The sequence below is a fragment of the Acidimicrobiales bacterium genome, assembly GCA_036491125.1.
GTDB lineage: Bacteria > Actinomycetota > Acidimicrobiia > Acidimicrobiales > AC-9 > AC-9.
Genome location: DASXCO010000180.1, coordinates 15684 through 39243, shown reverse-complemented (window position 1 = coordinate 39243; position 23560 = coordinate 15684). Strand labels below are relative to the sequence as shown.

Sequence of the window (23560 nt, the reverse complement as noted above, 5' to 3'; positions counted from 1 at the left end):
CGGGCCCGCCGGTTCGTGACCACACCGATGGGGGATAGGGTCGTCGCCCAGTGCGTGGTGCCTGGCGAAAGCGCCCCTTCTGATGGACGGAGAGCGCGCGTCGCTCTTCGTGCCGGGGACGACGCTGCTGGCCAGCCTGATCGCCGGGACGACCTACGCCGTCTACCGGGCCCGCCAGCTCGCCGAACGGTGGCGGCCCCGAGGCGTGTCGGTTCTACCGGTCCTGTTCGTGCTGGCCACCTCGATCAGCTATGTCGCCGACGGTGGCACGCTCACCCAGCCCGCCCCGCACCGGTTGCCCGGCGGGGCCCCTCCCCCTCCGCGAACCGCCACCGCGCCACCGCCGTCGGGGCCGGTCGCGACGCAGGGCGTCCCTGACTATGCCCTGCCCCGCCAAGGGCTCGACATCGGCTACGACTTCGGACCGCCGGGGAGTCCGCACCCCGTGCCGGCACCGGTGAGCGCCGCTGCGGCCACGTTCCCGGCCCCCCCGAAGGCCGTGCCACCGCGACCCGCGCCACCGCCCCCGCCCCCGCCCCGACGGAGCCTCATCCCGCCGGTGCCGCCCCTGCCGCTGCCGCCGCTGCCCCGGCCACCCTCACCTCCGATCCCGATCCCGAGGGTGGGCTGAGGCCCACCGGGTCGGGGACGTAGGTGGGGCCGGTCTGGCGAAACCGGATTGACGAGCCAGGCACGACCGCTGGCACGGCCGGAAGCGACGCCTGGCAACGCCGGCCTCCGGGTACCGTGGCCCCATGGTGATTGTCCTTGGCGCTGCGCTGGGTCTGGTCACGCTGCTGGCTCGCCGCTCGCTGTGGCGGGCGGTGATGCGCACCGCGGTGCTCCTCCTCCTGGTCACGATCATCGCCAGCGCGGCGATGGTGCTCGCTGGTCCTCGCTGGCCATTGATCGCAGCGGCCGTGGTCCTGCTGGTGGCCGCGGGCGTCACCTGGAAGACGGTCCGGTGGGCGCGCGCCGTCCACGCCGTGGCCATCGGCAGGCTGGTCTGGTTCGGCTGGCAACGGGTCATGGATGTTCGAGACGCGCATGCCTGGGCGCGGTCGGGCCGGTCGCTCCCGCCATCTTCCTCGTAGGTATCGCCCCCAAGGTCGATCGCCGGCGCCGGCAGGAGGTGTGCCCGTGAGCGGGGAAGTCCTCCAGGGTGATCGCCTCGTTCCCGCGCCCGCAGGCGTCCCTGATCGCGGCCGGTCCGGCCGAGCCCTGTCCAGCGCACGACCGCTGCTGGGCCGATGAGCCGAATGGCCAGCAGTGCGCCGCTGTGATCGACGACGACGATCTGCTCGGACTGTGTGAGCGCCATCGCGCCCTCCTTCGTCAGGAGGGCGGATTGAGCGGGGGCTCGGTGGCGGCCGAGGACTCGGCGGCGACGAGCGTCAGATAGCCGGTCAGGGTCGGGGTGGGGGACGGCCCCAGCCGGCTCAGCTTCGGCTGCGGTGGGCCCGGCGGGCTTGATCACCCAGGCGAAGGCCTCGGCCGGGTCTACCCAGCCCCGAAGGGCCCGACAACGGGAGATCGATCTCTGGGCGGGTGAATGCTCCACACCCCGGTTCAGCCGAAGATGCCGAGGTGCATGACCGTGGCCACGGCGTGGGACCGGTCGTTGACGCCGAGCTTCCGGTAGATCGACCGCAGGTGGGTCTTCACGGTCTCTTCGCCGACGACCAGTTGGGCGGCGATGAGACGGTTGCTCAGTCCCTCCACCAGCAGGGCTATCACCTGGCTCTCGCGCTGGCTGAGCGACAGCTGGCTGCCCGGCCACATCTCGGCGCCCCCGAAGTGGGCGCCGCGGAGGGCGATGCGGGTGGCCATCATGGGGTCGATGACGACCTGACCGTCGGCCACCCGCACCAGGTGGTCCGCCAGCTGGACCGCGTTGAGCGACTTGAGGAGGTACCCGGACACTCCGAGCCGCAGGGCCTCGAAGAGTCGGCGCTCCTCACTGTCGTCGGTGAAGATCACCAGCCGGAAAGGCGGCCTGTCCGCCAGCAGGCGGGCCGCCAGCTCGAGCCCGCTGGCGCCCTGGATGTGGAGGTCGACCAGTACGACCTCGGCTCCGAGATCGGGAATCGTCGACGCGAGGTCCTCGGAGGCCAGCACGCGCCCAACGACCTTCACCTGTTCCCTGTGGCTCGCCAGCATCGTCCGGAGGCCGTCGATGATGATCTGCTCGTCGTTGACGAGGACCACCCGCACCGGCTGGCGCTTGGGCTTCTGCGGTGTTGTCACGACCGGCAGGGCGCTAGCCCCGAGGCGCTCCCGCGCTCGGGTGCGCGCCTACCGCACTCGCCCTCTTCGCCATGGCGCTCCCCCCCTGGCACCGGTTTGTCGAGATGTCAGCCCGGAGAGCCAGGTTAGCTGCTCACCCTCCCGGGGGACGGAGAGCCTCGGCGAGGAAGCCGACGAGTAGGTCGTTCACCTCGCTCGGGCGTTCCTGAGCCGTCCAGTGCCCGCAGCCGGCCAGCACGTGCGAGCCCCGGAGATCGGGGAGGGTCTGGTCGAACCTGGCGATGGCCGATGCTCCCCACAGTGTGGGCCCGTCGCGGGTGCCCCCGATGAACAGCGAGGGCACCGTGATCGGCCGATGGGCCCAGATGGCGAGGTCCTCCCAATCCCGATCGACGTTGCGATAGCGGTTGAGCGCGCCGGTGAAGCCGGTTCGCTCGAACTCGGCAACGTAGGTCTCGAGGTCGTCCTCGGTGAGCCAACTGGGCAGGTGGTCGGGGATCACGAAGCGATCACGCATCCGGCCGCCCGGCGCCACCGTGGCGATCGTGTGCCCATCGGGTGGCGCCACCGCGTCTCCCGACGCCGCCACGTACATGCCGAGGAGCCAGGCCCGCACGTCCTCCTCGATCTCGGCCTCGGCCCGTCCCGGCTCCTGGAAATAGGAGATGTAGAACTCCTCGTCTCCACCCATGCGCCGGAAGGCGTCGGTGGGCCGCGTCCGTCCGGGTGGGGAGTACGGCACGCTAAGCAGGCCCACGGCCCGGAACACGTCAGGACGCAGCAGCGCGGAGGCCGCGGCGATGGGCGAGCCCCAGTCGTGGCCCACGACCGCAGCGGTCTCCTCGCCCAGCGCGGCCACCACCCCGAGGTTGTCGGCGACGTGCGCGAGCATCCCGTAGGCGTCGACGGCGGCGGGCTTCGACGAGCGGCCGTAGCCTCGTACGTCGATGGCCGCGGCCCGGTAGCCGGCGTCGGCCAGGGCGGCCAGCTGGTGCCGCCACGAGTACCACGACTCGGGAAAGCCGTGCACCATCAGCACCAGGGGGCCGTGGCCCTCCTCGACCACGTTGATGCGAACGCCATTGGCAGCGACGACCTGCTGGTTGCGTGCGCTCATGGCCGAAGAGTCTGGCTCATTCGGAATATCCGTGCCCCTGGCATTTACGCCGTTTACAATACGCGCTCGTGCTGGCGACTTCCTGATTTGTGATGGGGGCTCGGGATGGGAGAAGGCTGATGGGCGGTCGGAGCTACCCGCACAGGCTCACGATCGACGTGGAGCCGGAGGTCTACGAAGCCTTGCGGGTGCACGCCTTTCGAGAGCGGACGAATGTCGCCGAGCTCGTGCGGCAGATGGGGCGACGTCTGCTGACCGAGGATCGCAGCCTGGCGCGCGAAGTTCGTGAGCGACTCGACGGCAGCACATCCCGATCCGACGGGCGGACCCGATAGGCGCAGCGCGACAGGGCACACGTATCCAGCATCTGTGTCATCTGTGAAACACGGATGACACAGGCAACGTGCTGGGGTATCCTGTTGTCAGCTCGACCTGCGGCCACAGATTCCCCCCTCGTGGGCCCCGGGCGAACTGCGGTGGCCGGTAGGGGCGCCTCTTCGCCGCCGGGAAGGGTGACCCGCCGGCCACCCGCTACCTGGGTCATCCGCCGAAGGGCGGTCAGGCCCAGGCGTTGCGCACGGCGAGTGGTCGCAGCGTCGACGATGTCGGGGCTCGGTACTGCACGGTCCAGGGCTGGCGGCTGCGGTCGATCTTGCCGGCCAGTGCGCCCGAGGTGCAGAGGTACTCGAGGGTGGTCGTGCCGACCTGGGTCGCCGTCCCAGTGCCGAGGACGCATCGATCAGCGTTGGTCAGCTCCATGGCCCAGACCGGTCTGGGCCCGGAGCCGGGTGTGTTGGCCGCGTCGAGGGGCAACGACTGGGTGAGCAGCAACCGGGTCGCCGGCGCCCATGGCGTTGACGCGCAGACGAGTTGTGTTGCATCGGGTTGACCAGGTGGAGCGAAGCAGGGATCCATGATCTGGTTCGCCGCCGTGCAGCGCCAGGCGCTGGGGTCCTGGTAGAGGGTGAGAGAGCCCTCCCAGCATGATCCCGAGGTCGTGGTCGATGCCGCCGGAAGCGCGGTCGTGGCAGTGGTGTGCGAGGGGGCCAGGCCCTGCACGTTGGTATGCGCCGCGGGTGAGCTCGTGGCACAACCCCCGAGGCCCAGCGCCCCTGCCGACGCCGCGACGAGGAGTGCCCTCAGCCGCATGTCGCGATCTTACCGGCGTACGGTGTCGGGGCTGTGTCCGGGCGTCAGCCGGGCGCGCCCAGCGCTGCTTCGAACACGGCGATCACGCCGGGAGCACGCTCTGGTTGCGGTCGGCCTCCGGTCTGCAGGACGCCGATGAGCAGGGCCAGCACGATGGTCACCAACCCGTCGGCGAGCTGCGTGGGATCCACGTCGTGACGCACGGCCCCGATGTCCTGGTCGCTCGCGAGCAGCTCGGCCAGCTGAGCTCGCAGCCGGGCCAGGGCGGGGATGTCGAGCAGTCGCTCGGTCGACTCGGGCTCGAGGCCAGAGAGCACGCGCCGGGCGAGCGGATGGTCGGGCAGGGAGTCGAGCAACAGCTGGATCAGCGCGGCCCAGTCGCCCGTGAACCGGCCGCGTTCCACGGCGTGGAGGGCGACCTCCACCAGGGCGTCGGCGTCGGCGTCCACAGCGGCGGTGAAGAGGGCCTCCTTGCCCGGGAAGTAGGCGTAGACGGCCGCCGGCGTCACGCCCACGTCGCGCGCCACATCGGAGAGGGCCACGCCCCTCAGCCCGTCGGCCGAGAAGCGCTGGATGGCGGCGTCGAGGAGGGCCTGGCGGGTCCGCTCGCCCTTGGAGGGGGGTGCCGGCGTGGTGGTCCGAAGCGTGTCCAAGGTCACAGAAATGAAGGGTTGACGATTTCCGTCAATTCGTAGGATACTCCATCCATGGCTGCTGTGAGTGGGGACCTGAAGCCAGACGCGCAGGCGGACGTCAAGATCGAGCGGTTGTCGGCGGCGTCGCTGCGCCGCACGATCGAGCCGGACGTCGACGTGAGCGGCGAGGTGGGCGCCGGGGCGGTGCTGCCGTCCGAGCTGCTCAGCGTGGCGGGCCTTGATCTCGAGCTGAGTCCCGAGCAGCTGATCACGTTGTCCCGCGAGGAGGTGGCATCGATCGTCGAGGCGGGCCTCCAGTTCGAGGCCATCCTGATGGCGGGGTTCTCGTTCCAGCTGGCTCTGCAGCGGGATTACACCGACCCCCGCGTCGTGTACGCCCTCCACGAGATGGGTGAGGAGACACGGCACTCTCGCCTCTTCTCCCGGCTGCTGGACCAGTTGCAGCCCAGCGCCCGCAGCCCGTTGGACAAGGCGCTGTTCCGGTCGATCCAGCGGGTCGGGATGGGAGCCATCATCCGCCGGCCAGCGCTGCTGGACGTCCTCGTGCTGGCCGGTGAGGAGATCCCCGACCTCCTGCAGAAGAAGGCCGCCGAGCACCCCGACACCGACCCCTTCCTGGTCAACGTCAATCGCTACCACCGCCAGGAGGAGGCTCGTCACCTCGCCTTCGCCCGTACCGTGCTGCCCGAGGAGTGGCGTCGGGCGTCGTGGACGGACCGCTTCGCCGTTCGCCACATCGCGCCGCTCGTCATCCGGGACATGTTCCGCCTGCTCGTGCACCCCGGTGTGTACGAGACCGTCGGACTGCCGGGGTGGGCCACCTGGCGTGCCGCCAATCGCACCCCCGAACGGGTCGCCCTCCGATACGAGGCGACCCGGCCAGTCCTGGACGCCATGCTCCAGGCAGAGGTGGTCACACCCGGGCGGGTGCCCCGAGGCTGGCGAGACCTGTGCGGCGTCGACCCGCAAGGGACCCCGGCGGCATGACGGCCGGCCCGGGAGGCCGGCCCAGCCACACGGCCGGCCCGGGAGGCCGGCCCAGCCACACATCCACTCGATAGCGTCGGCACCCCGGCGACCCGAGGAGCCCCATTGCCGACCAGACCGAGCGCAGATCCATCCGCGGGGCCCGTCCTGGTCACCGGCGCCGCCAGCGGCATCGGGCGGGAGACGGCGCTCGCCTTCGCCCGGGTCGGCGCGTCCGTCCTGGCGGTGGACATCGACCAGGCGGGGGCCGAGGCCACGGCTGCCGACTGCTCGGGGATCGGCCCACCGGCCGACGCCTTCGGGGTGGACGTGGCCGACCGCGGGGCAATGACCGAGCTGGCGGAGAAGGTCCACGGCGTCCACGGGCCGTTGGAAGTGCTGGTCAACAACGCGGGCGTGGGCATGTCCGCCCGCTTCCTCGACATGGAGCCGTCGGACTGGGAGTGGATCCTCGGGATCAACCTGATGGGGGTGATCCACGGATGCCAGGCGTTCGGGCCCGCCATGGTGGCCCGCGGCAGGGGGCACGTCGTCAACATGGCGTCGGGACTCGCATACACGACCACGGCCAACGAGGCCGGCTATGTCACCAGCAAGGCCGCCGTGCTGGCGTTCTCGCGCTGCTTACGGGCCGACTGGTACCGCCAGGGGGTGGGGGTGTCGGTGATCTGCCCGGGAATCGTCAACACCCCGATCATCTCCCGGGCGCGGTTCCGGGGAGCCGATCCCGCCCAGGTGCGCCGTCTTGCCACCGTGTTCCGACGACGGAACTACCAGCCGTCGCGGGTGGCCATGGCGATTCTCGCCGCCGTCGAGCACGACCGCGCCCTGGTCCCCGTCTCACCCGAGGCCAAGCTGGGGTGGGCGCTCAACCGGCTCCTCCCGATCTCGGTGTCGGATCGGCTCGCTCGCGTGGGCGCGGGGCGGAGGTGACGCCGAGCCCGTTTCGCCCCAAATCCTCAATAGTTGATCAGGTTAGTCAGAAATCACGCTAGGATCGCGGGCCTGCGCCCGGGTGGCCGAGCCCGGACCATCTGCTCAGTCGAGGACCGGGATCGATGGAGTTCCTACGGCCGTTTCGGACGGTGGGAAAGCTCAACGAAGTCGAGCGGATCAAGCTGGCGCGCCCCCCCCTCGACGTCTACCAGGCCGTCATCGACCGCTACGCCAAAGAGGGCCCCGAGGCCATCGCCGCCGTTGACGGTGAGCAGGAGCGGCTCAAGTGGGTGGGCCTCTATCCCCAGCGTCAGGGCGGGGATGCGTTCATGGTGCGCATCAAGGTTCCGGGGGGTCGCCTCAGCGCCGTCCAGGCCCGGACCATCGGCGAGATCGCGGAGCAGTTCGCTCGCGGCCCGGAGCCCAACCCGGCGTTCGGAGACGGCTTCTGCGACCTGACGACGCGCCAGGACGTGCAGCTGCACTGGATCCGCATCGGGGACGTGCCCGAGATCTGGCGACGGTTGGAGTCGGTCGGCGTGGTCACCGTGCAGGCGTGCGGCGACTCGGCCCGCAACGTGCTGTGCTGCCCGGTCGCCGGGATCGACGCCGAGGAGGTCTTCGATGCCTCGCCCGTCGCCTCCGCCATCTCCAACTTCTTCACCGGGAACCGCGAGTACGCCAACCTGCCCCGCAAGTTCAAGATGAGCGTCACGGGGTGCCGTGAGGACTGCGCCCAGGCCGAGATCAACGACATCGGGATGTGGCCCGCTCGCGCCGAGGACGGAACTGTCGGGTTCAACGTCCTCGTCGGCGGGGGACTGTCCGACGGGCCCCGCATGGCGTCGGACATCGACGTCTTCGTTCGGCCCGAGCAGGCCGTGGAGCTCACCAGGGCCATCGCCCAGCTCTACGGTGAGCTGGGAAATCGGGAGAACCGCGGCATCTGCCGGATGCGGTATCTGGTCCAGGAGCTCGGGCCCGAGGGATTTCGCGCCGAACTGGGGGCAAGGAGTGCGGTTGCGCTCGCACCCGCCGGAGAGCAGCTGACCCGGCGCTACCGCGGCGACCACGTGGGTGTCCACGCCGAGCGTCAGCGAGGGCGGTTCTACGTGGGATTGAGCGTGACCGTGGGCCGGATGTCGGGAGGGGACCTCATCGAGGCGGCCCGACTGGCCGAGACCTACGGGGACGGCCAGCTGCGGCTGGCGACAGATCAGAACCTGGTTCTCCCGGGAGTGCCCGAGGATCGCCTCGACGATCTGCTGGCCGAGCCGCTGCTCGGGGTCCACAGTCCCAACCCTGGGCCTTTCACCCGCGGCGTTGCCGCCTGCACGGGCAGCGAGTTCTGTCGCTTCGCCGTGGTCGAGACCAAGGCGCGCGCCACGCAGTGGGCCCGTTTCCTCGACGACGAGCTGGGCGCCGACTGGACTGGGGCGAACGGGAGCAGCAACGGCGACGGCATCGTCCGCATGCACTTCTCGGGGTGCCCGGCATCGTGCGCCCAGCCCCAGATCGCCGACATCGGCTTCCGTGGGGAGACGGCGCACCTGCCTGATCGGATCTCCGAGGCGGTCGACATCGGCGTCGGGGGCAGCCTGGGCGCAGAGGCCAGGTTCACCGACTGGGTCGAAGGCGCCAAGCCCATCGACGACGTGCCCGACGCCCTGGTGCGGGTGTTGCGTCGCTACCAAGCCGAGCGCGCGGACGACGAGCCGTTCCATCGGTGGTCCCGGCGGGTGGCCAACGCCGACGTGCGGGCGACGCTGAACGGGTCCGCCTGATGGCCGGCTTCACCATCCGCGAGGAGATGAGCGGCGCCGAGGAGGCGCCCGGCAAGACCTGGTTCTGGGAGCTCGAGGCGGCGGTCATCGATGCTGAGCGCTGCATCCAGTGTGGCGCCTGCGTCGCGGTGTGCCCCTCCGACTCGATCGGCATCGGTACCGACGATCTGCCCGAGCTGGTGAAGATGTGCACGGGCTGCTCGCTGTGCTGGGACTTCTGCCCGCGGGGTGGGTTGCGCTACGAGGCGACCTGGCCGCTCATCGAGGAGACACCGGTCACCCTGTCATCCCGCCGCAACGGCAACGGGGCGCGAGGGCGGGCAGACGCAGTCAGCCCGCCGCCTGATGGTGCAGACTCGGGGTGGACGATCACCGGGGGACCGGCGAGCAACGGGCTGGGCGTCGTGCGGGACTCGCACACGGCCCGGGTGGCCGGCGGCATGTCGGGAGCCCAGGACGGAGGCGTGGTGAGCGCCATCCTCGTTGCCGCCCTCGAGGCCGGCCACCTGGACGGCGTGCTGCTGGCGCGCGAGGACGACAACAAGCCGTGGAAGGGCGTCGCCCACCTGGCCCGGACGCCCGACGAGGTCGCGGCTTCGGCCGGCAGCTTCTACAACCAGACCATGGCCCTTGGTCATCTGGATCTTGATCGCCACGACCTTCCCCCCGATCCACGGATCGCCGTGGTCGGCACGCCGTGCGAGGTGCAAGGGATCAGAGCCATGCAGGCCCGGCCGTGGACCTGGGGCAAGTCGCGGGTCGAGGCTGTCGTGCTCACGATCGCCCTGTTGTGCACCAAGAGCTTCGACTACCGGGGTCTCATGCTTCGCGAGCTGCGAGACGAGCGAGGACTTCTGCTGTCCCAGGTGGGCAAGGTGGACGTCATCCACGGTCGGATGATCGTCGAGGACCGCGAGGGGAACCGCCTCGTGGACGAACCCGTGCGCGACTTCCACGGTGCCGCCCTCAAGGGCTGCGACGAGTGCGCCGACTTCTTGGGCCACGGGGCCGACATCTCGGTCGGCAGTGTCGGGAGCGACGAGGGGTACTCGAGCGTCCTGGTGCGCACCGAGCCCGGTCGCACGGCCTTCGAGCTGGCGAGAGACCGGCTGGAGGTTCGGGGCCTCGACGCGGTCGAGCCGCTCCACAAGCTGAGCGGCTTCGACAAGAAGATCGCTCTCCAGACGCTCTCGAGGCCCTTCGACCCTGATGGGTCGCTGTTCGTCGACTTCGAGGAGCACCTCCGGTCGTATGCGGACACCGACCGGGCTCCCGTCTTTCGAGAGCGCTGAGCCTCGTGGAGCTGCCGGGGCTCGCCGAGCCGGTCGGACTGCGGGCTCGCGTGACGAGCGAGCCGGATGCGGTGCGGGCGAAGATCGCCTCGGGTCGGCTCATCGTCACACCGCTGTGGAAGGCGTGGGGTCCCGCGCTCGCCGGGCAAGGTGTGGATCGAGCCGCGCTGTCGGCGATCCTCCGCGGCTACGACTACGAGCTGTGGCTGTGGGCGGTAGGCGAGCGCACGTGGGCGCAGTGCCTCGAGGGCCTTGCCGGGAGAGTGAGCCGGCGGGTCGGCGCCAGGGCACCGGCGAAGCCGGCTCGGGCGGCTCGGGCAGCGAAGTCGACCAAGACCGCCAAGGCGACCAAGACCGCCAAGGCGACCAAGACCAAACGGGTCGCCGGGCCGGCGAGGAAGACCCGCCGGCGCTAGCGCGACCGCTGCTCAGGCCCGGATCTCGACCGGCGTGCCGAGGGGGAGCAGGGGAACGAGGGCGTCGACGTCGGCGTTGTTGAGCCGCACGCAGCCGTGGCTGACGCTCTGGCCGATGCTGGATGGATCGCCGGTGCCGTGAAGGCCGATCTCGGCGTCGTAGCCATCGAAGTCGGTGAGGGTCGGGGAGTGGCCCGACAGGCCGTAGGCGTAGTCACCGTAGACGTCGGGGTTGGTGGTCTTGAGCAGCTCGGTGATGTAGTAGGTGCCGAGGGGCGTGGGTGTCTCCGGTGCGCCCACCGCGATCGGGTAGGAGCGCACGAGGTTGTCGAGGTTGTACATACTCAGCTGGTGCGTCGACTGGGTGACGACCAGCCGGTAGGGGTCGCCCTGCACCTTCACCTCGCTCGCGGGAATCCAGCCGGTGCTGCCGTTGGGCTTGGTCGGTAGGAACACCTGGAGCCAGCCCCCCGCCGTCTGAGCGATGCTCGGCGTGAGGAGAAGGGTGAGCGGTGTGCCCTCAGGCAGCGGGCTGTTCAGGGTGAGCGTGGTCGGCCCGTTCGGGGCGCTGTGGACGTCGATCTGTGGACCCTGAGCGGTGGCCGTGTAGGCGGGGAACTGCGGGCCCGCGGGCGTCGCCTGTCGCGACACCGCCGTGGGGTGCGCCTTGGTCGACGCCGATGCTCTCAGGGCGGCCTTTGCTTGCGCGGCGTCGCTGCTATTGCCGCAGCCAGCGGCCAGGGCACTAACGGCAATGGCGGCAACCGCTGCGACGAACGTCATCGTCGACCTGGTCCGTGACATTGGCGGAACCCTCCCCCCTCGTTCCTGGAGCAATGGTACAGAGGGCCGCACACCTATGGCGTGCGGCCCTCTGTTCCGTACTTCGACTGGTAGTGCTAGCCGGTGAAGTGCGCCGTCGTGGTGACGGCCGAGGCCACCGGGGCCTGCTGGACCTGCTGCACGACCGTGTTGGTCTGCGGCACCACGACCGTCTTGGTCACGGTCTGCGGCACCACGACCGTCTTGGTCACGGTCTGGGGCGTGGTGTTGTTGAAGCAGCTGACCGACACATTCTGGTTGATCGCTGTGATGTTGTGGTTCTCGGTGCCACCGGTACCCCTGCCGTTGCCGGACGCGTCGCCATTGTTGACGGATGGGCTGTCGTTCGCGTTGCCACTGTTGTTGGTGACGGCGGCCTGAGCGGTATTGGCGCCGCTCACCTGCTGACCGACGACCGGCGAGCATGTCCCGGTGTGGTTGCCGGCGATGACCTGCACGGTGTTGTTCGAGAAGTTGCCGCCCCCGCCACCGCCGGTGGGCGCCGGCGATCGCAGAGCACCTGGGGCCGGCCCTGCCGGAATTGTTCCAGGCCCTCCCGGCGTTGTTTCGGGCCCTGTCGTGGCGGCACCGATCGCCGAGGCCTGGCCACTACCTGCGGAAGCGGCTCCGACAGCTGTGCCACCAGTACCCGCTGCCTGAGCCGACGCCGTGGCTGCAAACAACCCCAGCGAAACACTCCCCGATGCGAGCGTCAGCGCGCCCGCGATATGCCGAATGTTCGGCATAGTTGCTCCCCCCTCTTTTGTTATAGGACTCCGCCGAGCCCGCCGTTCTTTCATCGTTGTAACACAACGGGTCGTCTGCGTCTATGGTCGTTGTTTTGCCGCGCCCGAATTGCCGCGTATGTTACGAGGGGATGGGCGCCGTTCGCGCTCTATGGCTGAGGCGTGAACCGCACCGGGACGCTGGTGGGCTTGCGGAATCCGAGGCCATGAATATGCGGGTCAGCGGTATCCGATCCGTCTGGACCGGGTGCCAACTCGATGTCGGGTAGACGGTCCAGAATCGCGGCGAGCACGACTCGCATCTCCATGCGGGCCAGGTGCATCCCCAGGCACATGTGAGGCCCGGAGGCGAAGGCGAGCTGCTGCTGCTCTGGCCGATGGATGTCGAATCGGTCGGGCTCGATGAATCGGGTCTCGTCCCGGTTCGCCGAGCCGAGGCACACCGTCACACGGGCACCGGCTGGGATGGGGACCTCGGCGATGCTGACGTCACGGGTGGCTACACGAGGGATGAAGGGGATGGCCGGCTCCCAGCGGAACAGCTCTTCGATCGCTCGGGGCATGAGCGCGCTGTCGCCGCGTACGTCCTCGAGCTGGTCCCGATGGGTGAGCAGGGCGAAGAGGAGGTTGCCGATCGAGCAGTAGGTGGTCTCGGACCCAGCCGGGAGGAGGAGCCGGAGGTAGGAGACGATCTCCTCGTCGCAGAGCGCCTCGCCATCCATCTCGGCCGCTGCCAGCTCGCTGATGAGGTCGTCCGCCGGGCGGGCGCGCCGATCGCGGACAATCGGCAAGAGGTACGCGCCGAGCTGATCGGAAGCCTGGCGGCTGGCTCGGTATCCCGCGCCCACGCTGGTGAGCGTGAACGCGAGCTCCTGGAACATCGGGTAGTCGCCTCGGGGCAGACCGAGGATGCGGGCGATGACCTGGACGGGGAACGGGAACGTGAGCTCCCGCACCAGCTCGGCGTGACCACGCCCGGCGAACGCAGCGATGGTCTCCTGGGCGAGGGGCTCGACGAGCTCCGACTCCCATCGCTCCAGCGCCTTGTGGCGGAAGGCGTGACCCGCCAGTCTTCGGAATCGACCGTGCTCGGGGTCGTCCATCTCGAGGATCGTGTGCCCCATGACGGGGCCCATCACCCTCTCGTAGACCCGCGACGAGAAGGTCACGCTGTCCCGGAGGACGCCAGCGCAGTCGTCGTAGCGGAGGACCGCGAACCGTCGGCCGCTTCTGTCTGTGCCCGCGCCAGCGTCGGGGACGATGTCGCCCTCGACAACCCCGTCGTCTCGGCGCAGGGTGGCCAATCGGGTCCATGGATCCCGCGTGCCGCCGACGGTCCGATCGAAGGCCTGCTGGGCGCTGGACGACGGCATGGACCTCCTCCCCTGATCGCTGACGTCAGCGTCACCTTAGCTCGGGGCTGGCCGTCGCGCCGCCGGCTGACGACCTACGGGTTGCCGGGTACGTACAGACGCGGGTTGTGGGGCACGTTGTTGATGCGCACCTCGAAGTGCACGTGGGGACCAGTGGAGTACCCCGTCGACCCTTCGTACCCGATGACATCCCCCTGGCTCACCTTCTGGCCGCGGGTCACCGCGATACGCGACTGGTGCCCGTAGCCGGTCACGAGCCCGCTGCCGTGGTCGATCAGCACGAAGTTGCCGTAGCCGCCCTGCCAATCGGCCCAGGTGACGACACCGTTGCCAGCGGCGTGGATTGGCGTGCCGTACGGCGCGTCGATATCGATCCCGGGATGACCGTTGTGGCCGAACTCCTGGGCCACGGGACCGTGGACGGGCCAGATGAGACCAGCGGGGGCCGGCGCCGGCTGCACTGCGGCCACGGGCGGTCCGGGCGCGGCAGGCAGAGGGGGCGGTGCGCCGGAGAGCGAGTCCGTCGCCGGAGGGGCGGGAGGTACCACCACGACGTGTGTTGGTGCGCGTCGCGTCAGGCGCTCGTCCGGCCCGTGCCCTGTGGCCGAGACAGCGAACGCGCCGGCGTTCGCTGGTCCTCCGGATCCGTGGCCGGGGACGAGGCCCAGTGCGATCCCGGCGGCAGCGAGCACCGTCACCAGCGAGGTGCTCAGGACGAGGGTCGCCAGGACCGGTGGAGGTTGCCCCCAGGGAAAACCATTTGGTCGGTCGTCCCTGCGGGAGCGGGCCCGTGGCCAGAGTCGGTCGAGCTGGTGATGCACCCGGCGCCAGCGGGGCTGCAACGCGGCATCGAGGGCGAATGCCGTCCGGGCTAGGAGCCGGACGATGAGAAGGGGTGAGGAGGTGGCGCGTTCCGCGAGCTCGGCGGGACCAGGCGGCGATGGCGGCTGCGTCAGCGGGACTGCTGTCGGCCGTTCGTCCTGGAGCCGAGGTCGGCTCATCCGTTCTCCGGCGCGACGAACCAACGCACTCTCCGCGACATGGGAAGAGTGGTTCGGCCCACCCCAGGGCGAATCCTGCCGTCATCTCGACAATTCCGACATTTGACCCAACCGCACCACAGTGCGGCGGAGCGGGTTCGAGACGCCTAGTTGTCGGCGGCCGGATGCTCCACGACGCTGACCACCCGGGTCGACATGAAGCGGGCGGTGCGCACCGGCTGCCCCGACCGGGTCACCTCGGTCACCTCCATCACGCCCCGGGCGGTGGACACCTCGATCCGCCGGCCCGCCTTCGTCGCTCGCACGTCGAACTGGCGCACGCCGCCGCCGACGTCCACGAGGATCTCGACCCGGTCACCCTTCACGGCCAAAGCGTAGGACCGGAGGTCACGGAGGGCGTGGATGGCTCGACCCGGGGCGGCCCGCTGGAGGCATGCTGGTCGCCACTCGTTGACGTTGGCGGCTCCGGTGGCGAGACTCGGCGGTGATCGGAGGAGGTCGTATGAGCTACGCGCTGCGGGGAGCGCTGGTGGTCGACGGGTCAGGTGGGCCGGGCCGTAGGGCCGACGTGGTGATCGATGGTGATCGGATCGTGTCGGTCGATGGCGCTCCCGATGACGTCTCGGATGCTGAGGAGGTGGACCTGTCGGGGCTCGTCCTGGCGCCGGGCTTCATCGACATCCACACCCACTACGACGCCCAGATCCTGTGGGACCCCGATCTCACTCCTTCCTGCTGGCACGGGGTGACGACGGTGGCCATGGGCAACTGCGGTTTCGGGATCGCCCCCACTCGACCCGAGCACCGGTCGACGATCGCTCACACGCTCGAGAACGTGGAAGGGATGTCGGCCGAGGCGCTGGAGGCTGGCATCCCCTGGGGGTTCGAGACGTTCCCGGAGTACCTCGACACGCTCGACCGCATCCCGAAGCGGATCAACGTGGGCGCGTTCATCGGTCACACGCCCCTCCGTCTCTACGCCATGGGAGACGAGGCCGTCGAGCGACCCGCGACCGACGACGAGGTCGAGGCCATGCGCCGGATGGTGCTCGAGGCGATGACCGCGGGTGCCCTCGGGTTCGCCACGTCGCGGTCACCGACGCACGCAGGGGCCGGGGGCCGACCCGTGCCGAGCCGCCTGGCCGAGGTCGACGAGGTCTTCCGTATCGCCGACGCGCTGCGCGAGGCGGGCAAGGGCCTCGTCCAGATCACGCCCGGTCCCGGACTGTTCCTCGACGAGTTCGCCACCCTCTCCACCCGGCTGGGGTTGCCGGTGACGTGGACGGCGCTGCTCACGGGCTTTGGTGCGCGGGGAACGGCCACGGCCCTGGCGGAGCAGACCGCCACGTTGGGGGGCGAGGTGTGGCCGCAGATCGCGTGCCGTCCGCTGGTCATGCAGGTGGCGCTGGAGGACCCCTTTCCCATCGCCATGCTCCCGTCGATGAAGGACGTGCTGGCCGTACCGCGCGCCGAGCGGCCCGGCGTGTACGCCGACCCGGCGTGGCGGGAGCGGGCCCGTCCGGAGGTGAACCAGGCCTGGGCGAGACGGTGGGCCAAGATGTCGATCGAGGAGACCGAGTGTCATCAGGCACTGCGAGGTCGCACCGTGGCGGAAGTCGCCGAGGAGCGTGGTGTCGAGCCCTTCGACGTGCTCGTCGATCTGTCGCTGGAGGAGGGTCTGCGGACGCGGTTCCAGGTGGTGCTGCTCAACGACGACGAGGTCGAGGTGGCCGACCTGTTGCGGGACAAGCGGACCGTGCTTGGCCTGTCGGACGCGGGGGCGCACGCCAGCCAGCTCTGCGACGCCTGCTTCTCGACCCACCTGCTCGGTTACTGGTGGCGCCAACGACAGACCCTGTCGCTGGAAGAGGCCGTCTGGCGGCTCACCGGCCATCCGGCCGAGGTGTTCCGATTCGGCGGGCGGGGCCTGGTCCGCGAGGGGTACGCGGCCGACCTGGTGGCGTTCGACCCCGAGCTGGTGGGCACGACCGAGCCGACCCGCACGTGGGACCTTCCGGGCGGTGCCGACCGGTTGGTCGTCGACAGCGTGGGCATCGATCACGTCTGGGTCGGTGGCACCCCAACGCGGGCCGGCGGGGTCGACCTGGAGGACGCGCGGCCGGGACGGCTGCTGCGGAGGTAGCGGCGCCGTGCGGGGGGACTTCAATTCCCGGTCGGTGGACGACGCCGTGCTCTCGCTCGGTGTCGACCTCGGCGCAGAGGGCCGGCTGGAGCGGCTGGCGGAGGCGGCCCGAGGCCTGGTCGGCGCGCGCTACGCCGCCATCGGCATCCCCGACGACGAGGGTGAGTTCGCCCAGTTCGTGACCTCGGGCCTGAGCGACGAGGCGGTGGCTGCCATCGGGCCCCTGCCGAGGACGCACGGGCTGCTGGGCGCCATCCTCCAGGACGGCAAGGCCTACCGCAGTGACGACATCCAGTCCGACCCCCGCTTCGAATGGTGGCCCGCCGCCCATCCCCGAATGGGAACGTTCCTTGGCGTCCCCGTGGAGCTCGAGGGACGGGTCATCGGGGCCTTCTACCTGGCGGACAAGATCGAGGGCGGCTGCTTCGACGAGCTCGACCAGGAGCTGATCCAGGGGTTCGCGACGCGGGTCGCGTTGGCATTGGAGAACGTCCGACTCCACGAGGAGCGGCTCGAGCTCGGGGTCGTCGAGGAGCGCAACCGCCTGGCCCGGGAGCTGCACGACTCGGTGACCCAGACACTCTTCACCTCTGTCCTGTTGTCCGAGACCGGGCTGACCATGCTGGGCAGCGAGCACGCCGAGGCGGCGGAGCAGCTGCGTCGGTCCCAGGAGCTGGCCCGCCAGGCGCTGGAGGAGATGCGCTCGATGATCTTCGAGCTGCGCCCTCCCGAGCTCGCCAGCGACGGGCTCGTGCCGGCCCTGCGCAAGCACATCGAGATCCTGCGACGCGTGCACCGGGTTCCCATCGGGCTCACCGCGACCGGCGAACGTCGGATTCGGCCCCGCACGGAGCGGGAGGTGTTCCGCATCGTGCAGGAGGCCCTGGGCAATGCCGTGCGCCACGCCCGCCCGAGCGCCGTGGATGTCACCGTCGAGATGACAGCGAGGCGGTTGGTGGTCGTGGTCAGCGACGACGGCGTGGGCTTCGATCCGGGGTCGTCCGGTCTCCGGGCCCGTCACCTCGGCCTCACATCGATGGAGGAGCGGGCTGGCGCCCTGGGCGGAACGCTGGTGCTGGAGTCTGTTCCGGGCGGGGGGTCGACCATCCGAGCCGAGGTGCCGGTTGACGCCTGAGGTCCGGGTGGTGATCGTCGACGACCATCCGGTGGTCCGAGAGGGGCTGCGCACCTTCCTGGCAGTCCAGGACGGGATCGCCGTCGTGGGAGAGGCGGGTGACGGCACCGAGGCCCTGGCGGCGGTCCGGTCGCTGGCTCCCGACGTCGTCCTGCTCGACCTGGTCATGCCCGGCATCGACGGCGTCGCCGCCGTCGCCCGCCTGACCGAGGAGCACCCGGGCACCAAGGTGCTGGTGCTCACCAGCTTCCCCGATGACGACAAGCTGCTGGCCGCCGTCCAGGCGGGCGCCGCCGGCTACCTCCTCAAGGACGTGGCGCCGGCCGAGCTGGCCGAGGGCATACGCGCCGTGGCGAGGGGTGAAGCGGCCTTGAGCTCGCGGCCAGCGGCCCGCCTGCTGCGCGAGTACGCCGCGGGGCGATCGGGCGCCGGTCCCGTGGCCCTCACGGACCGGGAGCGCGAGGTGCTGGCCCTCGTCGGTCGGGGCCTGGCCAACAAGCAGATCGCCCGCGAGCTGTCGATCGCCGAGAAGACGGTGAAGACCCACGTCAGCCACGTCCTGAGCAAGCTCGGGGTGGCCGACCGGACCCAGGCGGCCCTTTACGCGGTCCGCGTGGGGCTGGTGGATCCAAACGCTGGCTCGGGCCCCACGGCGCCGTAGCAGCGCTCGACGGCGGCCGCTCACTCAGCCCGCAGTCCTAGGACCAATTACCGGGTCCAGCTGGGCCGTGCGCCCGATGACGCAGAGCCTTTCCATCCGTAGGTTCGGCTTCATGACTGAGACAACGACATCTCGTGGCGAACGGGTCGCCATCATCACCGGTGCCTCGAAAGGACTTGGGTTCGCCCTCGCTCGCGCTCTGGCCAACCACGGTTGGCGTCTCGTGCTGGACGCCAGGGGCGGTGAGTCGCTGACTCGGGCCGGCGCCGAGCTGGGACGGCGCACGACGGTGGTCACCATCATCGGCGACGTGGCCGACGAGGATCACCGGAGCCGCCTCGTGGCCGCGGCCGCTCGACTCGGCCGACTCGACCTGCTCGTCAACAACGCCAGCGTGCTCGGACCGAGCCCCCAGCCGGCGCTCGCCCACTACCCACTGGATGAGCTCAGGCGCGTCTACGAGGTCAACGTCGTGGCGCCGCTGCGGCTCGTGCAGCTGGCCCTACCGCTCCTCGAAGCGACGGGCGGTCGTATCCTGAACGTGACCTCGGACGCCGCCGGTGAACCCTACGCCGGCTGGGGAGGCTACGGATCGTCGAAGGCAGCCCTCGAGCAGCTCAGCAACGTGCTCGCTGCGGAGCATCCCGAGCTGCCGGTGCTGTGGGTCGATCCGGGCGACATGCGGACCGACCTTCACCAGGCGGCGTTCCCTGGCGAGGACATATCGGACCGTCCGCTCCCCGAAGCGAGCGTTCCCGGTCTGCTCGCCCTGCTGGGCCAGGGCACGCCGAGCGGCCGGTACCGCGTCGATGCGGTCAGCGACGACGCGGCGGCGCGGAGCGAGTTGGTGGGGACATGACGACGGCGACGGCGTCGTTGGATTTCGACCTTCCTCCGGCGCTCGAGGCGCGTGAGCCGCCAGAGGTTCGTGGGCGGGGGCGGGACGACGTGCGCCTGCTCGTGTCGAAGGGAGCGGCCGAACCGGCGCACGCCTGCTTCAGTGGCCTGCCGACACTGCTCGAGGCCGGCGACCTGCTGGTGATCAACACGTCGGGCACGCTGCCGGCGGCGCTGGCGGGACGACTCGACGGCAGCGGGGTCGACGTGCACCTCTCAGGACGGCTGCCGGGCGGCGAGTGGCTCGCCGAGCTGCGCCGACCGGCCTGGCCGGCGAGCCTTCCCGAGCCCGGGGGACGGGACGGCGACGTGGTGTCGCTACCGGCGGGGGGATCGGTGCGACTCGTGACCCGCTGGCGGGGCTCTGCCCGTCTGTGGGTCGTCACCCTGGAGCTGCCGATCGGCGACCTGGCGTTCGTGCAAGCCCACGGTCGACCCATCCGGTATGGCCACGCGCCCGGCGACTGGCCCCTCGCGACCTACCAGACCGTCTACGCGACCGAACTCGGCAGCGCGGAGATGCCGAGCGCGGGTCGAGCCTTCACCGCCGACATCATCACCGCCCTCGTGGCCAGGGGCATCGCCGTGAGCCCCCTCGTGCTCCACGCGGGCGTGTCATCGCTCGAGGTCGGCGAGCCGCCCCCGCCGGAGTGGTATCGGGTGCCGGCGGCCACGGCCCGTCGGGTCAACGACACCCGCGCCTCGGGTGGCTGCGTCGTGGCCGTGGGCACGACGGTCGTGCGTGCCCTCGAGACCGTCGTCGACGACGACGGTCTCGTGCACGAGGGCGTCGGGTGGACGGAGACGATCGTGACGCCGGACCGGCCTGTACGCGCCGTCGACGGCCTGCTGACCGGCTGGCACGAGCCGCGGGCCAGCCACCTGCTGATCCTCCAGGCCATCGCCGAGCCGTTCGCCCTGCAGTCCGCCTACCGGGCCGCGCTCGACGGCGCGTATCTGTGGCACGAGCTCGGCGACCTCCACCTGATCCTGCCGTGATCCTGACGGCGAACGACTGAGGAGTGCCCGCTCCTAGGACACGACCTCTTCGTTCTCGTCTTCGTCCTCGTCGTGTCGGCGCGGTCCGTTGGGGGCCGCGGTGATGTCGATGGCCGATGGGGGTGGTCCCCGGAGTCCGCCGCGGCTGGCGCCGTCCGACGTCGCCGACATCGGCGCCGGCTCGGGATGGCGAGCAGCGCTGACGCCGACCAGGTCGTGCTTGTCGGGCTCGCGCCGGTCTGTCCGGAAGAAGTTGGCGATCCACCCGGGCCGGTGCACCGTGAAGGCGGCGACGGCGACGACGGCGCCGACGATAGATCGGGCGACCCAGGTCCCGGCCAGCTTGGTCGCCAGCTGGTCCAGCCAGCCCTCACCGCCGGGAGCCACGGCAAAGGTCGGTATGACGCTCGCCCAGATGATCGCCCGCTCCCATCGGTCGGCGGCGGTCGCGGCCACGAGCATGAGCCCCCACGTGAGGTACCAGGGGTAGAAGGTTGGTCCGAGGACGGCGACCACGATCAGGGCGGCGCCAAGAGCGGGGATCCATCGGCCCCGCGGACTCCGGAGCACGAGGTAGGCGACGGCGGCGAGGGCAACCAACATGGCGAGGTCTCGCCACAGGTGCAGCGCGGTGAGGAACGAGAGACCGAGATAGTGATCGAAGCCGAAGGCCAGGTCGTTCGCCACCGCCAGGCGCGGTGAGGCCGTCCCCGGTACGCCGAGCGCACCCAGCCATCCCCAACCCAGCCCGGAGGCGGCCGTGGCGACGACGATGGTGCCCAGGGCTGCGACCCCACCCTTCGCCAGGACGACGGCCCGGGCCCGGACCGACGGAAGGTCTCGGACCATCTCCCACCCGATGAACACGATGGCGACGCCCGCCGGCAGCTTGACGGCGGCGGCCAGGGTGCACAGCACGATCCCGGCCAAGGGTCGTCCGGAGGTGGCGAGGGCAACGCCGGCCGCGAGCAGTCCAACCATGATGGCGTCGTTGTGGCCAGCGCTGATCAGATGGAGCAGGGTAAGCGGGCTCAGCAGGGCCAGCGCCAACACGTGCGCGGGCCGTTGGCCGTGGCGGCGGGCGATGGCGGTGAGCGAGACCCCTGCCAGGGCCAGGCCGGCACAGGCGAGGACCCTGAAGGCGATCACCGCGCCCACGACCGTGTGTGCACCGATGGTGGCTGCCACCCCGGCCATCCGGAGGAAGAGCGGGCCGTAGGGGGACACGGTGTGGAGCCACACTCCATGGGCGGCGCTCCGAAACGGGCTCGGCCCCAACGCGTATGCCGTCATGCTGTACGGGTTCAGGCCGTGGCTCACGAGCTGGCCGTCGGCGGCATACACGAACACGTCCCCGCTGAACAGGGGTGGACCGACGAGCAGCGGGAGGGCCCAGATGGCCATCACGACGATGACCGGGCCGGTGGTCGGCCCGTCAGCGGACCGGGTGGCGCGGACCACGGCGAGCCACGCCCCGACGAGGAGGACGACGCCGAAGTAGAACGCGACCAGCGACGGATTCTGTGAGGCGCCTGAGAACGGCGGGATCCGGAAGAACCACGGGTCCGATCGGACCAGGAACATCCCTCCGGGGTGCGTGGCCGCGATCGACGCCAGGAAGGTGCCGAGGAACCCGACCGCGCCCGGCACCGCCAGTTGGTGGCGCGACACCCGCCGTGCCGACGCCACGAGGCCAGCGAGCGCCGTGCCGGGGCGCGCCGAATCGGCCCACAGGCCGCCCTCAGCTGGGGCGCGCGGTACCGCCGAGGGTCGTAACACGTTCGCCATATATCCTACGGCCCGCACCGTAGCCGGGCTGGGCAATGCGGGGCGTGCACCCCGGCCAGGGCTACCGCGTCATGACCTGTTCGGTGTCACGGTCAGGTCGGCACCCACCCTGATCGAGTCGATCAGTCGTTCACCAGCGCGCACGATGCCATCAGGCCAGACGACCGAGCGAACGACCTCGCCGTGCACGATCGCACCGGGCCCGATCACGCTCCGCCCGCCCGACGCGGCCAGGTTGGCAGCCAGGTAGTCGCCCAGCGTGCCGCAGTCCAGGAACGGGTGGGCGGTGGTGACCAGATCGAGCTGGCCGGCCGCGTCGAGCGACCGCCACGACGCCTCGTAGAGGCCGGACGGCTCTGGCTCGAGCCCAGCCACCGCCGACCAGGGCATCAGGGCCGCTCCCGCGTAGGTGAGGGGGCCGAAGCCCCGCCCGTCGCCGCCCGCCACCATGAGGAGTCGTGCCCGGGCCCCGTCCCAGCCCTCGACGAGCTCGGAGAGGTGGTACCGCGGCCAGACGTCCGAGCTCACCACGAGCACCGGGCGGCCGGCGATCCAGCCCCGCAGCAGACCGAGGGCGCCCGCTGTGCCGAGGGCCTCGGGCTCTTCGAGCGAGAGGTGGACTCTCCCGGCCAGGTGCTGCTCCATCAGCTCCCGGCCGTAGTGGACGTTGACCGCGATCTCGGTCGCGACGGTCTCGGCCCGCTCGAGCGCGAGGTCGACGAGGGCGACGTTGTTCACCGGGCACAAGGCTTTCGGTCGTACGTCGCTCAGCGGCCGCAGGCGACGGCCGGCGCCTGCGGCCAGCACGACGGCAACCAGGTCGCGGTGCTCGCCGTCGGACGTGGCCGTCGCGCTCGGGTCGGACACCTGTCGCCTACCACCTGCGGGCGCCGCACCCATCGCCGTCCATCAGCTCCCGTATACGCCGGCGGGTGCCCGCCGAGGCGTCAGGCGGAAGCGCGGCGAGCGGGAAGAGCTGACACGCCTCGATCTCGAGGTCGCGCTTCTTGCCCAAGGTGAAGGAGCGGCAGACGAAGACGGTGATGTGATCGCTCTTCCCGTCGCGAAAGCGACTGCACACGCAGAACAGCTCCATAGGTCCGATGGTGGCGCCGAGCTCTTCCGCGCACTCGCGGCGCACCGCCTCTTCCGGGGTCTCGCCCCTTTTGATGCCGCCGCCTGGCAGCAGCCATCCCGGCTGATAGGTGTGCTGCACGAGGACGATGTCGTCGTCCGCAATCAGCATGGCCTTGACCCCGAGGGTCACGGGCCGGCGGATGAGCCACGTCAACCGCAACAGCTGGTAGGCCAGCCGGGCCGCCCATCTCATGCCCGCCGACGCTAACGGCCGACGGGGAGGTTCGGGGTGATCAGTGTCGGATTGACAACCGCCCTGCCGATAGGCCATGAA

Annotated in this window: 26 protein-coding genes; 14 read left to right on the top strand and 12 right to left on the bottom strand. The window is 70.4% G+C overall.

All coding sequences use genetic code 11. The features are described from left to right. Positions 1 to 82: 82 nt before the first annotated feature. The 3 genes from VGF64_14290 to VGF64_14280 all read left to right on the top strand — a co-directional run bounded on the left by VGF64_14290 (position 83) and on the right by VGF64_14280 (position 1402). Positions 83 to 631, top strand: a complete 549-nt coding sequence (locus VGF64_14290; GenBank protein HEY1635929.1) for a hypothetical protein — start codon at positions 83 to 85, stop codon at positions 629 to 631. Between the two features lie 124 nt (positions 632 to 755). Continuing rightward, positions 756 to 1094, top strand: a complete 339-nt coding sequence (locus VGF64_14285) for a hypothetical protein (GenBank protein ID HEY1635928.1) — start codon at positions 756 to 758, stop codon at positions 1092 to 1094. 68 nt (positions 1095 to 1162) lie between these two features. Continuing rightward, positions 1163 to 1402, top strand: coding sequence for a hypothetical protein (locus VGF64_14280; protein HEY1635927.1), 240 nt, complete (start codon positions 1163 to 1165; stop codon positions 1400 to 1402). Between the two features lie 167 nt (positions 1403 to 1569). Here VGF64_14280 and VGF64_14275 read toward each other — a convergent pair whose 3' ends face one another. Next, entirely contained in the window at positions 1570 to 2247 is a 678-nt protein-coding gene (locus tag VGF64_14275; GenBank protein HEY1635926.1) for a response regulator transcription factor, read from the bottom strand. A gap of 133 nt (positions 2248 to 2380) precedes the next feature. After that, the gene (locus VGF64_14270) at positions 2381 to 3364 is read right to left on the bottom strand and encodes an alpha/beta hydrolase (GenBank protein HEY1635925.1); all 984 of its coding nucleotides are present in this window, start codon (positions 3362 to 3364) and stop codon (positions 2381 to 2383) included. Positions 3365 to 3483: 119 nt separating this feature from the next. Here VGF64_14270 and VGF64_14265 point away from each other — a divergent pair, with 119 nt between their 5' ends. Next, on the top strand, positions 3484 to 3699 hold the full coding sequence (locus VGF64_14265; GenBank protein HEY1635924.1) for a hypothetical protein: 216 nt from the start codon (positions 3484 to 3486) through the stop codon (positions 3697 to 3699). Between the two features lie 223 nt (positions 3700 to 3922). Here VGF64_14265 and VGF64_14260 read toward each other — a convergent pair whose 3' ends face one another. Next, complete coding sequence (locus tag VGF64_14260) at positions 3923 to 4513, bottom strand: hypothetical protein (GenBank protein ID HEY1635923.1); 591 nt, start codon at positions 4511 to 4513, stop codon at positions 3923 to 3925. A 44-nt stretch (positions 4514 to 4557) separates the two neighbouring features. Continuing rightward, on the bottom strand, positions 4558 to 5172 hold the full coding sequence (locus tag VGF64_14255; protein HEY1635922.1) for a TetR/AcrR family transcriptional regulator: 615 nt from the start codon (positions 5170 to 5172) through the stop codon (positions 4558 to 4560). 48 nt (positions 5173 to 5220) lie between these two features. On the opposite strand from VGF64_14255, the gene VGF64_14250 reads away from it, so the two are divergent. The 5 genes from VGF64_14250 to VGF64_14230 all read left to right on the top strand — a co-directional run bounded on the left by VGF64_14250 (position 5221) and on the right by VGF64_14230 (position 10584). Next, a complete protein-coding gene (locus tag VGF64_14250; GenBank protein ID HEY1635921.1) occupies positions 5221 to 6156 on the top strand; it encodes a diiron oxygenase in 936 nt (311 codons plus the stop codon). A gap of 105 nt (positions 6157 to 6261) precedes the next feature. Continuing rightward, on the top strand, positions 6262 to 7089 hold the full coding sequence (locus VGF64_14245) for an SDR family NAD(P)-dependent oxidoreductase (GenBank protein ID HEY1635920.1): 828 nt from the start codon (positions 6262 to 6264) through the stop codon (positions 7087 to 7089). A gap of 125 nt (positions 7090 to 7214) precedes the next feature. Next, positions 7215 to 8876 carry a hypothetical protein gene (locus VGF64_14240; protein HEY1635919.1) on the top strand — a complete coding sequence of 554 codons (1662 nt, stop codon included), beginning with the start codon at positions 7215 to 7217 and terminating at the stop codon, positions 8874 to 8876. Continuing rightward, positions 8876 to 10168, top strand: coding sequence for a Coenzyme F420 hydrogenase/dehydrogenase, beta subunit C-terminal domain (locus tag VGF64_14235; protein ID HEY1635918.1), 1293 nt, complete (start codon positions 8876 to 8878; stop codon positions 10166 to 10168). The genes VGF64_14240 and VGF64_14235 overlap by 1 nt, the downstream gene beginning before the upstream one ends. 5 nt (positions 10169 to 10173) lie before the next feature. Further along, positions 10174 to 10584, top strand: a complete 411-nt coding sequence (locus tag VGF64_14230) for a hypothetical protein (protein ID HEY1635917.1) — start codon at positions 10174 to 10176, stop codon at positions 10582 to 10584. Between the two features lie 12 nt (positions 10585 to 10596). Here VGF64_14230 and VGF64_14225 read toward each other — a convergent pair whose 3' ends face one another. The 5 genes from VGF64_14225 to VGF64_14205 form a co-directional block, all read right to left on the bottom strand. Continuing rightward, positions 10597 to 11367, bottom strand: coding sequence for a L,D-transpeptidase (locus VGF64_14225; GenBank protein ID HEY1635916.1), 771 nt, complete (start codon positions 11365 to 11367; stop codon positions 10597 to 10599). Positions 11368 to 11483: 116 nt separating this feature from the next. Continuing rightward, a complete protein-coding gene (locus VGF64_14220) occupies positions 11484 to 11864 on the bottom strand; it encodes a hypothetical protein (GenBank protein ID HEY1635915.1) in 381 nt (126 codons plus the stop codon). 437 nt (positions 11865 to 12301) lie between these two features. Then, positions 12302 to 13525, bottom strand: coding sequence for a cytochrome P450 (locus VGF64_14215; protein HEY1635914.1), 1224 nt, complete (start codon positions 13523 to 13525; stop codon positions 12302 to 12304). 74 nt (positions 13526 to 13599) lie between these two features. Beyond that, positions 13600 to 14526, bottom strand: coding sequence for a M23 family metallopeptidase (locus tag VGF64_14210; GenBank protein ID HEY1635913.1), 927 nt, complete (start codon positions 14524 to 14526; stop codon positions 13600 to 13602). A 146-nt stretch (positions 14527 to 14672) separates the two neighbouring features. Continuing rightward, positions 14673 to 14891 carry a hypothetical protein gene (locus VGF64_14205; GenBank protein ID HEY1635912.1) on the bottom strand — a complete coding sequence of 73 codons (219 nt, stop codon included), beginning with the start codon at positions 14889 to 14891 and terminating at the stop codon, positions 14673 to 14675. Between the two features lie 137 nt (positions 14892 to 15028). On the opposite strand from VGF64_14205, the gene VGF64_14200 reads away from it, so the two are divergent. From VGF64_14200 to VGF64_14180, 5 genes are all read left to right on the top strand, one after another. After that, positions 15029 to 16669, top strand: a complete 1641-nt coding sequence (locus VGF64_14200) for an amidohydrolase family protein (GenBank protein HEY1635911.1) — start codon at positions 15029 to 15031, stop codon at positions 16667 to 16669. 7 nt (positions 16670 to 16676) lie between these two features. After that, positions 16677 to 17804 carry a GAF domain-containing sensor histidine kinase gene (locus VGF64_14195; GenBank protein ID HEY1635910.1) on the top strand — a complete coding sequence of 376 codons (1128 nt, stop codon included), beginning with the start codon at positions 16677 to 16679 and terminating at the stop codon, positions 17802 to 17804. Continuing rightward, entirely contained in the window at positions 17794 to 18465 is a 672-nt protein-coding gene (locus VGF64_14190) for a response regulator transcription factor (GenBank protein ID HEY1635909.1), read from the top strand. Before VGF64_14195 ends, VGF64_14190 begins: the two co-directional genes overlap by 11 nt. Before the next feature lie 112 nt (positions 18466 to 18577). Next, on the top strand, positions 18578 to 19324 hold the full coding sequence (locus tag VGF64_14185) for an SDR family oxidoreductase (GenBank protein HEY1635908.1): 747 nt from the start codon (positions 18578 to 18580) through the stop codon (positions 19322 to 19324). Beyond that, complete coding sequence (locus tag VGF64_14180) at positions 19321 to 20361, top strand: S-adenosylmethionine:tRNA ribosyltransferase-isomerase (protein HEY1635907.1); 1041 nt, start codon at positions 19321 to 19323, stop codon at positions 20359 to 20361. The genes VGF64_14185 and VGF64_14180 overlap by 4 nt, the downstream gene beginning before the upstream one ends. Positions 20362 to 20394: 33 nt before the next feature. Here the strand turns inward: VGF64_14180 and mptB are convergent, their stop codons facing one another. The 3 genes from mptB to VGF64_14165 all read right to left on the bottom strand — a co-directional run bounded on the left by mptB (position 20395) and on the right by VGF64_14165 (position 23479). Next, the gene (mptB, locus tag VGF64_14175; protein HEY1635906.1) at positions 20395 to 22149 is read right to left on the bottom strand and encodes a polyprenol phosphomannose-dependent alpha 1,6 mannosyltransferase MptB; all 1755 of its coding nucleotides are present in this window, start codon (positions 22147 to 22149) and stop codon (positions 20395 to 20397) included. A 69-nt stretch (positions 22150 to 22218) separates the two neighbouring features. Further along, positions 22219 to 23016 carry a sugar phosphate nucleotidyltransferase gene (locus tag VGF64_14170; protein ID HEY1635905.1) on the bottom strand — a complete coding sequence of 266 codons (798 nt, stop codon included), beginning with the start codon at positions 23014 to 23016 and terminating at the stop codon, positions 22219 to 22221. Between the two features lie 7 nt (positions 23017 to 23023). After that, positions 23024 to 23479 carry an NUDIX domain-containing protein gene (locus VGF64_14165; GenBank protein HEY1635904.1) on the bottom strand — a complete coding sequence of 152 codons (456 nt, stop codon included), beginning with the start codon at positions 23477 to 23479 and terminating at the stop codon, positions 23024 to 23026. Positions 23480 to 23560 lie beyond the last annotated feature (81 nt).

Excerpts from the sequence above, each read along its gene's own strand:
- VGF64_14270 (HEY1635925.1), bottom strand. The coding sequence starts at position 3,364 with ATGAGCGCACGCAACCAGCAGGTCGTCGCTGCCAATGGCGTTCGCATC.
- VGF64_14165 (HEY1635904.1), bottom strand. The coding sequence starts at position 23,479 with ATGAGATGGGCGGCCCGGCTGGCCTACCAGCTGTTGCGGTTGACGTGG.
- VGF64_14260 (HEY1635923.1), bottom strand. The coding sequence starts at position 4,513 with ATGCGGCTGAGGGCACTCCTCGTCGCGGCGTCGGCAGGGGCGCTGGGC.
- VGF64_14185 (HEY1635908.1), top strand. The coding sequence starts at position 18,578 with ATGACTGAGACAACGACATCTCGTGGCGAACGGGTCGCCATCATCACC.
- VGF64_14285 (HEY1635928.1), top strand. The coding sequence starts at position 756 with ATGGTGATTGTCCTTGGCGCTGCGCTGGGTCTGGTCACGCTGCTGGCT.
- VGF64_14250 (HEY1635921.1), top strand. The coding sequence starts at position 5,221 with ATGGCTGCTGTGAGTGGGGACCTGAAGCCAGACGCGCAGGCGGACGTC.
- VGF64_14240 (HEY1635919.1), top strand. The coding sequence starts at position 7,215 with ATGGAGTTCCTACGGCCGTTTCGGACGGTGGGAAAGCTCAACGAAGTC.
- VGF64_14210 (HEY1635913.1), bottom strand. The coding sequence starts at position 14,526 with ATGAGCCGACCTCGGCTCCAGGACGAACGGCCGACAGCAGTCCCGCTG.
- VGF64_14215 (HEY1635914.1), bottom strand. The coding sequence starts at position 13,525 with ATGCCGTCGTCCAGCGCCCAGCAGGCCTTCGATCGGACCGTCGGCGGC.
- VGF64_14265 (HEY1635924.1), top strand. The coding sequence starts at position 3,484 with ATGGGCGGTCGGAGCTACCCGCACAGGCTCACGATCGACGTGGAGCCG.
- VGF64_14200 (HEY1635911.1), top strand. The coding sequence starts at position 15,029 with ATGAGCTACGCGCTGCGGGGAGCGCTGGTGGTCGACGGGTCAGGTGGG.
- VGF64_14225 (HEY1635916.1), bottom strand. The coding sequence starts at position 11,367 with ATGACGTTCGTCGCAGCGGTTGCCGCCATTGCCGTTAGTGCCCTGGCC.
- mptB (HEY1635906.1), bottom strand. The coding sequence starts at position 22,149 with ATGGCGAACGTGTTACGACCCTCGGCGGTACCGCGCGCCCCAGCTGAG.
- VGF64_14180 (HEY1635907.1), top strand. The coding sequence starts at position 19,321 with ATGACGACGGCGACGGCGTCGTTGGATTTCGACCTTCCTCCGGCGCTC.
- VGF64_14235 (HEY1635918.1), top strand. The coding sequence starts at position 8,876 with ATGGCCGGCTTCACCATCCGCGAGGAGATGAGCGGCGCCGAGGAGGCG.
- VGF64_14290 (HEY1635929.1), top strand. The coding sequence starts at position 83 with ATGGACGGAGAGCGCGCGTCGCTCTTCGTGCCGGGGACGACGCTGCTG.